The following is a 14827-nucleotide window of genomic DNA, read 5'->3' as shown; positions in this document are numbered from 1 at the left end:
TTTTATTTCATTAGCGAAATCAGCGCCTCAACTAGAGCTTGATTTTGCTCGTCAGTACCAACAGTAATACGTAATTTATCATCCAATCCGGGCTGCTTGAAGTAGCGCACTAAAATTAAGAGTTCCTTTAGCCTGAGGTAGAGTTCCTCCGCATTCCCTAGGGGAGGCTGTACCAGCAAGAAATTTGCTTGGGAATCCCACACGCGAAAACCTAATTGTTTTAAATCTATTGCGAGCTTTGTCCGTGATGCTTTAATCTTTTCTATACAAGCATTTTTATAAGCTTGGTCTCTCATTGCAGCTGCCCCAACCGCACAAGCGATCGCATCAACGTTATAGCTATCCTTCACCTTATACAATCCACTCAACAGCTTTGGATTTGCGATTCCAAACCCCAACCGGATTCCCGCTAAGGAGTAACCCTTAGAAAGCGTTCTAATTGCGATCGTATTCTCGAATTCCCGAACTAACTCCAAAGCACTCTCTCCAGCAAAATCTACATATGCTTCGTCAATGACTAAAACCCCCGATAGACGATTTGCTAATTGTCGTAAATCCTCTAAGGGAACGATATGCCCCGACGGGCTATTAGGCGATGCAATAAATGTTACACAACCATTGACAGCGATCAATTCCTCAAGAGGTAAGCGATAATCTTCACTGTAGGGAATCTCCACAATTTCCGCAGACTGCATCTGGGTTAATGTGTGATATAATACATAAGTTGGTATTGGGTAGACCACCTTCCGCCCTGGTTCTGCACAGGCACGCATCACAACGTTCAACAGCTCATCACTGCCATTTCCAACAATAATCCAATCAGCAGGAACTCCTAAGGCTTGACTTGCAGCTTCCCGGAACTCTTGAGCGAAGGGATTTGGATACCGCCGCAACCATTCCCCATCAAAGTTCCGCAGCACTTCCATCACTGCAGGGGAAGGGGGATAGGGATTTTCGTTGCTGTTGAGTTTAATAAATTTAGTACCGGGTTTGGGCTGTTCACCCGGAACATAAGCAGCCATTAGGTCAACATTAGAGCGGAAGAAGTCAGTCATTGTAGAAGTTTTCAGGAGAGGATTCCCATATCTTATGATAGGAATTGTTTATTTCCACTAAGTTTATCTAAGGGGAAAGTTTCATACCTTTTAAAGTGCGGTAATCTGTACTGCAGACCCTGCCAAGTTCCGATTAAAATCAAATATATAAAACGAGTTGAGGAGTCACTGGGATGCAAGTTACATACGATTCCAATAAGCGCAAATTGCTATCATCTCTGTCTCATGGTGCGATTTTCTTTAGCACGGCATTAATTTCGATTGGGGTTCCAATTGCGATTACCTTCATTTCCGATGACCCAGTTGTTCAAAGTAACGCGAAAGAATCAATCAATTTTCACTTTAATGTTTGGTTCTGGGCGACTTTAATTGGAGTACCAATTGGTGTTTTATCTTGGCTTACCTTTGGTATTGCTGGAATATTGCTCTTTCCAGTTATTGCTTTTGGTTTTTTACTGCACTGGGGACTGACAATTTGGGCATTGATACATTGTTTAACCAAGCCTGATGAACCTTTCCGTTATCCATTTATTTTTCGCCTTTTGTAATGAAAGATGAAGGATAAAGGATGAAGTAGATAGTAAATACATCAATAAATTGAAAGGCTTGAACTTATACCAGTTCTCCATAAAGATGTACTTAATTTTCAGAATTAACCGCCAAGATGCGAAGAGCGCCAAGAAGAGAAACTTAATCAGAAGAGTGCAGGTTTATAGAGAATTGGTATTTGAATAAAATTTTTCTTAAGTAAGTAGGTGGGTGGGAATAAACAGAACTACATTACAAAATGTAACTACCCCGGAAAGCCTTACAAAGGACTAAGGACGACCTTCTCCAGTTACCCTTTTTCATACCGACCCACTTATCAATAAATTGAGGAGGCAGTGTATTGACAGGGTTACCTCGTTTAAAGCAACTGCCATTAGCTAGTACCCACCTGCAAACCTATTTTTCATCCTTTATCCTTCATCCTTCATCCTTTTTTTATGAGGTTGTTCTACTCCGTTTAAGGACATCGATATTAAGGTCTAGCTTTTTGCCCAGCCACAAAGCATGTTCGGTGTGATCTGCCACATCATCTCCCGTTTCAGGGTGGATGAGAATATCCAATCCCTCATGATTGAGCATTAACCAGGGGACAACTTCGCTAAACTGATTTGGTGAGAACGCAACTTGATACATTGCTTTTGGGTGTGGACCGATAGGTTGGTCATGCCAGCGCCCAAGCCGGACATCAAAGTTAGCGTCCAATCCTTCACGCACCCGTGCTGCCGTGTCCCGAGTCATGGTATCGTAGTACACATGGGCGTGAAAACCGACAATTTTGATAGAATCTTCTTTCATTGCTCTAGGATCTACTTTTTACCTCAACTCTATTTTGACGGCTGAGGGTGGTCTTTAAGATTTACATCATCTTCCTGTAGAAACAACGATTCAACAAGTGCGCGAGAAGCTGGAAAAATATTTTCAATCTTCCCAACTTCAAACTCATGAGCAAATTCACAACATAGTTGAGCATATTTATACTCTAGTTAAGTAAACTTAGAGCTAAAGGAAATTTATTGATAGTTGTAGTATTTAGGTAGGCAATAAGTTCGATGATACGGAGCGATCGCATACCGTGCCGATTTATCAGTGAATTCTCCTCCATGCCACCATTGCTTGATTTTTGTAGTATACCATCTTACTTTTTCGGTCATCTTCTGACGGGAAGGGAGTGAACAAAAACCAGCTAACAGGGAAAAGTTAACTGGTTTATTAAGCAAAAATTTATGCCCTACTGAAAATTACAAATTAAGGTTTCTACTACGTAGCGGGACTTAGACAAAAATTCAGCCCAAATAAAGTCGAAACTGGCTTTATGAGAGGCAAATACGTCACGATTAATGGTTAGCCATTCAAAAAAACGAAAAGAAATCGCTGTTCTAAAGGCATCTATTGCATCACTAAAAGTGTTCTTTGACACCATTTTTCAAAGCATGGGGGCTTGGCTGTCTGATTTGTCTCTTTTATGGGGCCTATTTTAACGTGAAAGCTATGCCACGTCTGCATTGTAACCTTTTTTGATCTCTTTTTTTGCTTAATTCTCGGCAGGAATGTGTTGAATCTTGATACGTGAAACCTTTCCGTCAAGTCCATTGTCGTGCTCATGTACTACATTAACACCGTTAGACCCATACGGTTGGCTAGGTTCAAAAGTACCTACTACGAACCGAGTAACTGGTTGTGTGACTGTAATGGTGGTATAGTCATCATTTTCAGCACCGTCTGGGTCATCATAATTGGCGATTAAATACGTACTTGAGGGTCAAACTAGAATAGAAGTCTCAGAATTATTAAGCTGTAGTTATAAAACTTTATCAACTTGGATAGATCAGTTTCTTGAGGGAGGATTGGATAAATTGGTTTCCCCAATCATTCATAAAGTGCCTTCTCAATTAAATTTAGAACAAAAGTTGGAATTAAAAATAATACTAGAAAAGAAACCAATAGACTCTGGTATAAATAGAAATATTTGGACAGCTAAAATTATTAGTAGTATGATGGAGACCCTTTGGGGAGTAAAACTTAAAACAAGTCGAATTTATGAAATCTTGGACGAATTAAATTTATCACATCAAAAAGCTAATATCCAGGATGAAATTCAAATTTAAAATAGACCTATAGAACCATATTAGAATTGTAGAAAGTTTTGCTATCTGTTTTCAAACAACAAGAATGAAAATGAGGCAGAACTATTTGAAGAAATTCCCAGGAATCAGCTGGGAACGATAGGAAAAGTAGAATAAATTAGTTTTACTCGCTTTGTTGTTGGTTCAACCAAGTCACTAAATCACCCACTTTAGAGAAATCAAGCAAAGCTTCTGCTAAATCTCCTAATTGCTCAGTGGATAATCCCCTAACTCGCTCTAATACCGATGAGTCAAGTTTACCAAAACGCCGATTAAGCTGACGCATAATTAATAAAATTGCTTCTTTTTTTCTTTCCTTTGCAGCAATATCTTGATAAATTACTGATTCTTGCATCATATCCTCCGGCAAAAATTGACGAATTAAATCTTTGGTAAATCGCAAGCCCGCTAAGACTTCCAGACAACCCGCAACATTTTGTCGTTCCTCTCTATCTGAAATTCTATCTACATTTTCTGCAACTCGCGCCAACAATCCTTGGGGTGAATCTGTCCGAGTTAAAGGTGCTAGGGGTAACAATCCTGGGTTAGCGAGAAATAATGCTGAATCTTGTTCCCATAGACGAACGACTCCATAACGGTGAACTGTGGCAGAACTATTTGAATAAATTCCCAGGAATCACCTGGGGACAACAGGAAAAGTGAAATAAATTAGTTTTACTCCCTTTGTTGTTGGTTCAACCAAGTCACTAAATCACCCACTTCAGAGAAATCAAGCAAAGCTTCTGCTAAATCTCCTAATTGCTCAGTGGATAACCCCCTAACTCGATCCATTACCGATGAGTCAAGTTGACCAAAACGCCGATTCAGCAGACGCATGATTAATAAAATTGCTTCCTGCTGTCTTCCTTTCTGCAAAACCTTTTGATAAATCACTGATTCTTGCATGATATTCTCTCCTAGAAACTGCTCAATTAAATTATCTGGAAACCGTAAACCAGCTAAAAACCCTACACAACCTGCAACATTTTGTCGTTGGTCTCTATCTGAAATTCTATCCACGTTTTCTGCAACTCGCGCCAGCAATCCTTGGGGTGAATCTGTCCGCGTTAAAGGTGCTAGAGGTAACAATCCTGGGTTAGCGAGAAATAATGCTGAATCTTGTTCCCATAGACGAACAACCCGATAGCGGTGAACTGTTGTCTCATCTCGATATTCTTCTGTAAAGACAATTTTATTATCTTCCTCTTGTAAAAAGACGATGACTTGTGTTACACCACACTGATATTGCCGCTTTAATCGCACTGAGTAATCCAGCATTCGGAACGGCAGTGGTGGATTTGATGACGTTGAAGTTTGAAATTCTATATGCAAAATTTGGTTTGCTGTTTGCAGGAAAATAACAGAATCAGCGCGAATTGGTTCTAAACTCAATTCTGTTTTCAATATATTAATCTCCTGGGGTTCAATTCCTAGTAACCAACGGACAAATTCTGCTGGGTATTGTTCGGCTAAATATTTACAAACGTTGTCGTAACTCATTTTTTGTTTGGTTGATTTTTAGGATTTCCGCAACACCCCGTCCTGTAATTACCGATAGGCTGGATTGAGGAACAAAACTCAGCAACAACCCGATATCAAATCCCTTAATATCAGAATATTAGCTGCCTTTGTTCTCTTCTTGTTCTTTTCTCCCTCTGTGTACTCTGTGCTTGCTGATGCTTGATTCGGCATCAGCACTTGTTAGGTTTCGCGCTTTGCTCAACCCAACCTACTTCCTAATTTCTCTCCTTCTGCGTAGCCATCGAAAACTGTATGGCATTTGTTGGGTTTCGCGCTTTGCTCAACCCAATCTACTCCCTAATTTCTCTCTCCTTCTGCGTAGCCATTGAAAACTATATGGCAGTTTGTGCATTTATGCCAGGGAGTAGGTAAAAAATAAGGACGGGCAACAAGATTCCCATCCTACTAGATATTGATAGATTTGTGAAGTGCTGTTCTTCCCCCCTTTAAGAGGTAATTTATAAAGTAAATCTTAAATCGCCAAATGTATTGTGTAGGTAGGGCTAAAGCTTACCAGATCAAACTCTTGATTGGTATTGCTGAATCCAACATTGAACCCTTATTGTTGGGTTTCGTTCCTCAACCCAACCTACCTCTTCTTAATGTTTACTTTATAAATTATCTCTAAGCCAAAGATATTAACTCACCAAATCTTAAACCTGAGATAATTCTGGAGTTAAAGCTTTCTGACTTTGTATGGTCGTTAACTGTAACTTTCTTTGAGGGAAGAGTTTGGCATAGCGGTTTGTCAAATAGCGGTTAAACCTCTTATCCAAAAAACTGAGGACTTTTTTCAACGGCTTGTTTTCACACCCAAAGCTCAATTGACGGGTTAAAGGTTTGATAATCGTCCCTCTACGCCTCCATCCCAACTTTTTGTACTTGGTTTTGAAATATCCATCTTCCGCTAAATCCCATTTTTCACGAATGCGCTTTAAACTTCCTAAAGTCCACGCATCACTCCAGCGCAGCATATAAAAATGTATATCTGTCCAATCTAGTGGTGGTCCCGGTACATAGGTAACGATACAGTCTGGCTCAAAATAGACTGTTCCTCCTGCTTGCGTCACAGTCATACAGAAATCAAGATGCTCTTTGGTGTTGAGCATTGCTTCGTCTAACAAACCAATGCGCTGAAATATTTCGGTACGAACAAGCAAGCAGTGAAACTCTGCTAACTCTGTTTGAGACCGCTTGAGTTGGGAACGGACATCTGCTACCATCTGCTTTTGCTTGTACATTTTCTCACGCAGATGTCGTCTGCCTTTGATGTCTGTGACAATGCGACATTCTCCACCTGCAAAGTGAATGATTTGGTGTACTGGTTCTTTTTCGCACATCAAAGGACCAACGACTGTAGCCCCTGTCTCTTCAGCACAATTCACTAAGGCTTTTAACCAACCTGGTGACACAATAACGTCGTTATCAACAAATACTAAGTATTTGGTATTAACTTGGCTCAAACCAATGTTTCGAGCATGATTGGGAGAAAGGTAGTAATCTGTCCGAATAATTTGGAAGTTCTTTTCTTGTGCTTGGGTTTTAAGGTACGAGCGAACTTTAGGTGGTGAATTACCATCAACGTAAATTAAGTTGAAGGGGATATCTGTATGTTGGTAAATGCTTGAGAGGGATTCTTGAGTGCAACTAAAACGTTCGCGAGGGACTACGACAATTGTGACTAATGGTTGTTCTATTGTTGATAGTTTCATAAGGATGTGTTCTTTGTTATTTGTTATTTCTAAGGGTTATGGCAATTTTTTGATTCGTTAGCTTAACTGCTTTTATTTCCGCTGACCTATTTAATAAGGATTGCGGGGTTGTTTCTGGATTTAGCAGTTGTTGATAAATTTCAACTAATTCATCGTTGAGTTTGTTCATGTCGTATTTTTCTTCAACACGCGCACGACCAGCAAGACCTATTGATTTCCAAATTTCTGGATGTGATATGAGATAAGTTATTTTCTCAGCGATCGCATCTGAGTTTCGTTCTGGAACAAGAAATCCGGAAATACCATCTTGCACTAATTCGGGAATACCACCATGAAAGGTACTAATTACAGGTAATCCCATTGCCATTGCTTCTTTTAAGGTGTTGACGCTTCATCCGCGATAACATATCGAGGAACATTTGATAACCCCTCAAAGACAAGCTTTAACCCTTTAGCGGAAGCTTTAAGTTGTAGCATTTCTTTGATTGATTCAACAACCCAATGCAAATCAAATCTGTGTTTATTAAGCGTGACTTTACCTGCCTCAATTTTGGACATTTCTAACACATCATTAATCAGCGCTAGCAAATGTTCTCCACTGCGATTGATAATTTCTAGGTTTTTGAGTTGTTGTGAAGGTAGGGCATTTTCACGAATCATGATTTGGGTGAAACCAAGAATAGCATTGAGGGGAGTACGTAACTCATGACTCATTTTTGCCAAAAATTGACTTTTAGCACGGTTGGCAACTTCGGCTTGTTTTGCTGCTTCTTCTAGCGCTGAGTGAGAAAATTCCAACATCGCTAGCATCAATGTGTTTTTGAGTTCCCGTGCAGCATCAATTTCCACTTGTTGCCAGGGTAAAGATTTTTCACGAACTGTTTCTTTCCAAAGTTCAAAAGATTTACGTGGTGACAGCTTTACACTGCCATTATTTCCCACTACAACAGGTTTATTGGGATTCCCACCCCAGTTAACCGTATGAACAGCTTCCGGTCTAAACCACAGGATGTGGTAAGAAGTCTGGTAAAGAAAAATAGAAATACTTAGTAACCCACTAGCAGTGTCTTTAAACTCTTTTGCTACCGGATAAATCTTGGATAGAGTATTTGTAAAAAATATTTCTTGTCTGTAAGAACTAATGAGCCAAGCTAATAAGTTTTCTACAGCTTCTCTGGATGGAGTCTGACCGATTAAGGTTAACTCTTGACCCAAGCAAACTGCTGCTCCTGTTGCTCGAACTAACTCTAGTATATTTTTGCTATTCTGCTCTAAAATCCGACCAATATCTCCAGAATTTTCCGAAAATTTATTTTTCAGGTTTTCTTGGATAACATGAATTTTTTGACGATATATTTCTGCTTCCTCATTTTGCTTTTTTACAAGATAAACCGACATGAGTTGCCCAATAAATTCACAATATTGTCGGGTTTTATAATCTACATATTTTGGTGAATAGTGATGACCAACTATCATTCCCCAAAGTTGTTTTTCATTTACTAATGAAATGCATATAGAAGCAGCAACACCCATATTTTGACAATATTCTCTGTGTAGCGAAGAAACACTTCTTAATAAAGAGAAACTCAAATCTAAAGGAGCATTTGTTAGAGGATTCAGAGTAGGTATAATTTCAACTGGCTGGTAATTCATATCAACTATTAACCGCAGCCAATTTTCGTAATACAGTTTTCTTGCCTGCTGAGGAACGTCTGATGCTGGGTAGTGTAAATCTAAGTAAGATTCCAGCCCTTCTTGTTTATCTTCAGCAATCACAACTCCAGTACCATCGGGTTCAAACCGATAAATCATGACTCTGTCATATTCCGTTATTCTTCTGATTTCTTTAACAATAAATTCTGTTGCTTCGGTGAAATTAACAGCTTTCTTAATTTTTAAAATCGATGCTTTGACTTGATGGTAAAAACTCAGTTCGCTACTTCCTCTTGCAGATAAAGGTGGTTCTAGTTCTAGAATTAAAATACTATTATTACGATGGAGCATACCATCAAATACTAAAGTTTGATTCTGAACTTCAACCGATAGTCTTAAAGGATTAAAAACTTCTGCTTCTTCTTGAGCAATACAGATTTTTAGAATTTCTATTTGACTCGGAGAAAATAAAATATCTAAGTTTTTGTTAATTAATGATTCAGAAGAAATTTTGAAAAACTTATCTATGTTATTACTAACTTGTAAAATCTTCAGTTCCGGTTCCTGTAAAACAAGAAGAATACCATGAGGCTGAATCTCCCCCGGAATGTGGATAGCTTCGCGATCGCAGTTGGTTAAATCTACCTCTTGTGTACTGACAAAATTTTTTATTTCCATCTTCCAAAATCTTTTCTCATTTTGAACATAGGTTTTAGGGTGTGATAGTGTACCCATAAAACATTCTCTTGAAACTAGGAGAACGCTTGAGGAGAAAACAATAGTAACATTACTTATTTCGATAGGTACTATTTATACTAATCTATGTTATATCTAAGGCATAATAAACTAGAATCAACATCTTAGGAAAAGTTGTCATCTGCTGTGAGAGGTAGATTTTGAACTAAGTAATATTAATGTTACAATTCACTTTCGCTCTGGATAATAATTATTACAATAGAAAAAGTAACCAACCTCTGGAGTTCTAGCAGTGGGCTTATTTGATGACCTGAGTCAGTTTCTGGAAAACCGTCTAGAAGAATTCTTGCGAAGTAATCCGCATTTGGAGTTAGAAGCGTTAATAGAGCAACTGCGCCAGCAAGAGGAAGATACTTTAAAATTGATAGCCGATTTACAATTACAGGAAAAGCGATCGCAGGAAGAAGTTTTGTCAACTGCCCAAGAAATTCAAAAGTGGCATTTTCGTGTGGACAAGGCAAAAGCTTCTAACAGACAGGATTTGGTAGCAGCCGCACAGCAGAGAGAAGCCGCCCTGTTGCGTGAGGGGAATCAGCTTTGGGGACAGATGCAAGGAGTCAAAGAACGCATCAGCCAAGCAAAAGAACTACTGCGAAAAATCCAACAGCGGCGACAGGAAGTGCAAGCTAAAGCAACAGAAGCACAGACAGCACGTGCCAAAGCACAATCGCAGCAGAGGGTGGAGGCTTCAGGTTGGTGGAATGCAGCTAGCAATTTTTCAGGTGGCTACGATGATTTAGAAGAAAAGTTCCGCCGTTGGGAAACCGAAGCAGAGTTAGAACAAATGAAACGCAATATGGGAAAGTAGTCAAGTGTCAAGTGTCATTTGCCACTAACCACTAACCACTAACCACTATAAAAAGATATGAATAATGGCAACGGCTTAAAAAAACACAATGGCACACACGTTCCTCATTGGAAAAAGCACATTTGCCGTACAGAACACGTTTCCGTTCAAGTGCAAGATGACCGCACGGGAATGGACATTGAAACGCTCAAACGTGCTTTTTTAGATAACCTCTACTATATCCAAGCAAAAGACAAGAATTGGGCAACAGCACATGATTTTTTCATGGCGTTGTCTTATACTGTACGCGATCGCTTGCTACACCGATGGCTCAAGACTGTTGAGCAAACCTACGTCCGAAAAGATGTCAAAGTCGTATGCTACCTGTCTGCTGAATATCTTATTGGACCCCAACTTAGTAAAAACCTGACTAATGTGGGGCTTTACGAGCAAGCCCGCCAAGTGGTGCGGGAGTCAGTGGGACTGGATTTGTACGATTTGCTGGAACAGGAAGATGAACCGGGATTGGGTAACGGTGGTTTGGGAAGACTAGCTGCTTGTTTTTTAGATTCCCTCTCAACCTTGGAAATTCCTGCTGTTGGTTACGGTATCCGTTACGAGTACGGCATTTTTCAGCAGGATATTCGCAATGGTACTCAAGTGGAAGTTCCCGATCGCTGGTTGCGCTTTGGCAATCCTTGGGAAATTGCCCGTCCTGATTATACTGTGGAAGTCAAATTTGGCGGACATACAGAAGCATACACAGATGAATTGGGCTACTACCGAGTGCGTTGGATTCCAGAAAGAACCATACTGGGAACACCCTACGACACTCCAATGGTTGGCTACAACTCCAACACCGTAAATACCTTGCGTCTGTGGAGTGCTAAAGCCAGTGAGGACTTTAACTTACAGATTTTTAATAGTGGAGACTTCACCAAAGCGGTTGCCGATAAAGTCTACTCAGAGAATATTACCAAAGTCCTCTATCCCAATGACAGTAACTATCAAGGCAGAGAACTGCGCCTCATGCAGGAATATTTCTTTGTTTCCTGTTCTCTACAAGATATTATCCGTGTTTACCTTCTCAACCACGACAACTTTGACCAATTTCCCAATAAATTTGCTATCCAAATCAACGATACTCACCCTGCCATTGGCATTGCCGAACTGATGCGGCTACTCCTAGATGTTCACAAACTAGGATGGGACGAAGCTTGGAATATTACCCAGAAATCCTTCGGTTTTACCAATCATACATTGCTGCCCGAAGCTTTGGAACGTTGGCCCCTAAGTTTATTTGGCAGACTCTTGCCCCGACACTTAGAAATTATTTTTGAGATTAACCAGCGTTTTCTAGATTGGGTTCGCCCTCAGTATCCTGGAGACATTGGGAAAATTGCCCGACTCTCACTTATTGAAGAAGGAGCAGAAAAACAGGTAAGAATGGCTCATCTTGCCTGTGTGGGCAGTCATGCTATCAACGGCGTTGCAGAACTACACACGGAACTGGTGAAAAACAACCTGTTTCCAGACTTTTACCAACTGTTTCCAGAAAAGTTTAGCAACAAAACTAATGGAGCAACCCCCCGTCGCTGGATGTTGATTGCTAATCCCAAACTAGCCCTACTTATGACAAACAAAATAGGGAAGGGTTGGATTAAGAATTTAGACGAACTCAGGCAGTTAGAAGCATATATAGACGATGGGGAGTTTCGCAACCATTGGCGGCAAATCAAACAGGAAAACAAGCAGGATTTAGCAGAGTATATTCTGCAAACTACTGGCATTCATGTTGAAGCTAATTCCCTGTTTGATATACAGGTGAAGCGAATTCACGAGTACAAGCGCCAGCATTTGAGTGTGCTGCGTATTATTACACTTTATAACTACATCAAACAGAATCCCAATGTAGATGTTGTACCGCGAACTGTCATTTTTGCTGGTAAGGCTGCACCTGGTTATGCAATGGCAAAGCTCATTATTGAGCTGATTAACTCAATTGCAGATGTGGTAAATAATGACCCAGATATAGGATCTCGTCTCAAGGTCGTTTTTCTGAAAAACTACAATGTGTCCCTGGCACAGCGAATTTATCCGTCTGCCGATCTTTCCGAGCAAATCTCAACTGCAGGTAAGGAAGCTTCTGGGACGAGTAACATGAAGTTTGCCATGAATGGGGCTCTGACTATAGGAACTCTGGACGGGGCAAATATTGAAATTCGCGATCGCGTTGGACATGAAAACTTTTTCCTCTTTGGACTCAGTGCCGCTCAAGTTTTACAATGGAAAGCAAGTGGCTACCGTCCTTGGGATTACTACAACAGTAATAACCAACTCAGACAGGCGATCGACCAAATTGCATCGGGTTACTTTTCCAAAGGTGACAGCAATTTGTTTAAACCACTAGTCGAATCCCTCAAGAACCGGGATGACTATATGCTGTTTGCCGATTACCAATCCTACATTGATTGTCAGCAACAGGTAGATGAGGCATACCGGAATCAAGACCGGTGGCTGCGAATGTCAATTCTGAACTCAGCTCGCACGGGCTACTTTTCCTCAGACCGTACAATTGCCGAATACGCCCGAGATATTTGGCACGTTCACTCAGTACCTGTGACTTTAGAGGATGCACGAGAAGAAAATGCTGCAATCAAGCTTGATGGAAAACAAGCTAAGGTTTAGAGAACGCTTGCCATCATTGCTTTCAGGGATGTCCAAGAAATAAACTATTCATCTTGTGGGACATCTTGTGGGACATCTTGTGGGACGGGCGTCCTCGCCCGTTCTATACCAGTGGCTCTCTGGAAGCCCGCACCGCAAGAGAGGCGTTGCATATTTAATTACGAATTATTTGGTCAGGCTATTGCTTATCGTGCTTCGTTAATAAGTTGCGATGCTCCAGATTGAGTCTCTGGTTTCCGAGTATACCAGTATGCCCAAGCAATGAAAACTGCCTGAAAGGGTAATCTTGCCCAATAAAGTGATTGGATGTGGGGAATTCCCTCAATCTCAATTTGGTGCAAAGTCATGTAGATATTGGCAGGAAACACCGCAATAAACAAAGAAACCAGTCCCCATGCCGCTGCTACACTTACAAATGGAATCATCAAGCCAATTCCGCCGAGAATCTCGAAGAAACCACTTATGTACACAGATGCGAATGGTGGAAATGGTGGCGGTACAATGCGAGCATATTGCTCCGCTTTAAGAAAATGGGTGATGCCAACTATGATGATAGATACGGCAAGAATACCTCGGAGAATTTCTTTGCGCTGATAACCTAGGAAAGATGTAGAATTCATCGGGAATAGACAGAACGCTGGTTAAATGGTAAAAATTGCTCTGTGATTTAACTTCTATCAAAAGTTGGCTATATGAATTATTGCCTCATTGAACCAAAATGGTTCGTTTACAAAGTTATACCTAGAGAATTTTCAGCGAGAAAGAGAAGCCAAACACTTTTGTAGGTACTTAAAAAAAATTCCAATTCAGGCAAGACCAAAATCACAAAAAATGTGTCAATCTTTGGTTGGATTTCATCAGCCATAGAATAATCTAAAATCTAGAGTCTAAAATCCAGAATCCCTCATGATTGACATTGACGGTTCCTTTGGAGAAGGAGGCGGGCAAATACTCCGCACCAGCCTCAGTTTATCAGCCATTACAAGTCATCCCATACGGATAAATAACATCCGTGCCGGACGTGAAAAGCCAGGTTTAGCAGCACAACACCTAACATCAGTTCGTGCTGCAGCAATGATTTGCCGTGCCAAAGTTCGGGGAGATGCTATGGGTTCAATGACTCTGGAGTTTATTCCCGGTAATGCAGTACAGGCAGGAAGTTACACTTTTGATGTTAGCGAAGCACGGGACGGTCGTTCTGCGGGTGCTGTTGCTATGGTGTTGCAAACTGTTCTCCTGCCCCTGGTTCTGGCAAGGGGTGATTCTCAGCTAACACTACGGGGTGGAACTCATGTTAATTACAGCCCCTCCATGACCTATATTCAAGAAGTTTATCAGCCAATGCTGCGACGCATGGGTGTACGGATAGAGATACAAATCAATTCTTGGGGATGGTATCCTCAGGGCGGGGGAGAGGTACAGTTGTCTATCAATGGTGATACTAAACTTTGTGGGATAAACTTGGTGGAACGGGGCGATTTACAACAGGTGCGGGGGTTAGCAGTGGTGACACAACTACCATCCCATATTCCACAGAGGATGGCGAGTCGTGCCGAGAATGTATTGCGTGAAGAAGACTTGAAAGTGGCAGTAAAACCAATACACGCCAAAGGTGTGGCACCAGGGGCAGGTTTGTTTCTAACCGCTGACTACGAAAAAAGTTTGGCAGGATTTAGTGGTTTGGGGCGCATCGGTTTGCCAGCGGAAAAAGTGGCTGACATAGCTTGTGAGGAATTTTTGCAATTTCATGAAACAGGCGCACCTGTGGATGAACATTTAGGAGATCAGCTGCTATTGCCGACTGCTTTGGCATCGACACCAAGTGAGTACAAGGTGGCTTTGGTAAGTACGCACTTGACGACTAATGCTTGGGTGATTGAGCAATTTGGATTGGCAAAGGTAACAGTGGATGAAGAGGAAAAGGTAGTAGCGGTGGAACCTTTCATTAATTAATGTGGAACAATAATACGAATTAATATAGAA

12 protein-coding genes and 3 pseudogenes are annotated in these 14827 nt (G+C 40.9%); 5 read left to right on the top strand and 10 right to left on the bottom strand.

The genetic code is table 11. From position 1 onward, the window contains the following. Window positions 1-2 precede the first annotated feature (2 nt). On the bottom strand, window positions 3-1055 hold the full coding sequence (gene hisC / locus ACYRY3_RS26190) for a histidinol-phosphate transaminase (RefSeq protein WP_460204551.1): 1053 nt from the start codon (window positions 1053-1055) through the stop codon (window positions 3-5). Between the two features lie 173 nt (window positions 1056-1228). On the opposite strand from hisC, the gene ACYRY3_RS26185 reads away from it, so the two are divergent. After that, window positions 1229-1603 carry a DUF4870 domain-containing protein gene (locus ACYRY3_RS26185; RefSeq protein WP_460204550.1) on the top strand — a complete coding sequence of 125 codons (375 nt, stop codon included), beginning with the start codon at window positions 1229-1231 and terminating at the stop codon, window positions 1601-1603. A gap of 436 nt (window positions 1604-2039) precedes the next feature. On the opposite strand, the gene ACYRY3_RS26180 is transcribed toward ACYRY3_RS26185, so the two are convergent. The 3 genes and pseudogenes from ACYRY3_RS26180 to ACYRY3_RS26170 form a co-directional block, all read right to left on the bottom strand. Further along, entirely contained in the window at window positions 2040-2399 is a 360-nt protein-coding gene (locus tag ACYRY3_RS26180; protein ID WP_460204549.1) for a DOPA 4,5-dioxygenase family protein, read from the bottom strand. Window positions 2400-2614: 215 nt separating this feature from the next. After that, window positions 2615-2755 carry a hypothetical protein gene (locus ACYRY3_RS26175; protein ID WP_460204548.1) on the bottom strand — a complete coding sequence of 47 codons (141 nt, stop codon included), beginning with the start codon at window positions 2753-2755 and terminating at the stop codon, window positions 2615-2617. A 77-nt stretch (window positions 2756-2832) separates the two neighbouring features. Next, window positions 2833-3012, bottom strand: a pseudogene (locus ACYRY3_RS26170) (hypothetical protein); the annotation flags it as partial. 325 nt (window positions 3013-3337) lie between these two features. Between ACYRY3_RS26170 and ACYRY3_RS26165 the strand changes: the two are divergent. Further along, complete coding sequence (locus tag ACYRY3_RS26165) at window positions 3338-3709, top strand: helix-turn-helix domain-containing protein (protein ID WP_460204547.1); 372 nt, start codon at window positions 3338-3340, stop codon at window positions 3707-3709. 142 nt (window positions 3710-3851) lie between these two features. Here the strand turns inward: ACYRY3_RS26165 and ACYRY3_RS26160 are convergent. The 5 genes and pseudogenes from ACYRY3_RS26160 to ACYRY3_RS26140 form a co-directional block, all read right to left on the bottom strand. Then, a pseudogene (locus tag ACYRY3_RS26160) lies at window positions 3852-4334 on the bottom strand (Rpn family recombination-promoting nuclease/putative transposase); the annotation flags it as partial. Window positions 4335-4402: 68 nt separating this feature from the next. After that, window positions 4403-5227, bottom strand: coding sequence for an Rpn family recombination-promoting nuclease/putative transposase (locus tag ACYRY3_RS26155; RefSeq protein WP_460204546.1), 825 nt, complete (start codon window positions 5225-5227; stop codon window positions 4403-4405). 674 nt (window positions 5228-5901) lie between these two features. Continuing rightward, window positions 5902-6960, bottom strand: coding sequence for a glycosyltransferase family 2 protein (locus ACYRY3_RS26150; protein ID WP_460204545.1), 1059 nt, complete (start codon window positions 6958-6960; stop codon window positions 5902-5904). A gap of 16 nt (window positions 6961-6976) precedes the next feature. Beyond that, window positions 6977-7348, bottom strand: a pseudogene (locus tag ACYRY3_RS26145) (glycosyltransferase); the annotation flags it as partial. Next, window positions 7336-9291, bottom strand: coding sequence for a histidine kinase dimerization/phospho-acceptor domain-containing protein (locus tag ACYRY3_RS26140; RefSeq protein ID WP_460204637.1), 1956 nt, complete (start codon window positions 9289-9291; stop codon window positions 7336-7338). The pseudogene ACYRY3_RS26145 and the gene ACYRY3_RS26140, both read right to left, overlap by 13 nt. Window positions 9292-9601: 310 nt before the next feature. Between ACYRY3_RS26140 and ACYRY3_RS26135 the strand changes: the two genes are divergently transcribed. Both ACYRY3_RS26135 and ACYRY3_RS26130 read left to right on the top strand, forming a co-directional pair. Continuing rightward, window positions 9602-10177 (top strand): TIGR04376 family protein, encoded by a 576-nt coding sequence (locus ACYRY3_RS26135; protein WP_460204544.1) that lies wholly within the window; start codon window positions 9602-9604, stop codon window positions 10175-10177. A 57-nt stretch (window positions 10178-10234) separates the two neighbouring features. Beyond that, the gene (locus ACYRY3_RS26130; protein ID WP_460204543.1) at window positions 10235-12844 is read left to right on the top strand and encodes a glycogen/starch/alpha-glucan phosphorylase; all 2610 of its coding nucleotides are present in this window, start codon (window positions 10235-10237) and stop codon (window positions 12842-12844) included. Window positions 12845-13029: 185 nt separating this feature from the next. Here ACYRY3_RS26130 and ACYRY3_RS26125 read toward each other — a convergent pair whose 3' ends face one another. Further along, window positions 13030-13464: a DoxX family protein gene (locus tag ACYRY3_RS26125; RefSeq protein ID WP_460204542.1), complete on the bottom strand. Its 435-nt coding sequence runs from the start codon at window positions 13462-13464 to the stop codon at window positions 13030-13032. A 286-nt stretch (window positions 13465-13750) separates the two neighbouring features. On the opposite strand from ACYRY3_RS26125, the gene rtcA reads away from it, so the two are divergent. Further along, window positions 13751-14797: an RNA 3'-terminal phosphate cyclase gene (gene rtcA, locus ACYRY3_RS26120; protein ID WP_460204541.1), complete on the top strand. Its 1047-nt coding sequence runs from the start codon at window positions 13751-13753 to the stop codon at window positions 14795-14797. Window positions 14798-14827: the final 30 nt, after the last annotated feature.

The sequence above is a fragment of the Scytonema sp. NUACC21 genome (assembly GCF_054684315.1).
Note: the sequence above shows the minus strand (reverse complement) of the source record. Positions and strands in the feature narration are given on the sequence as shown.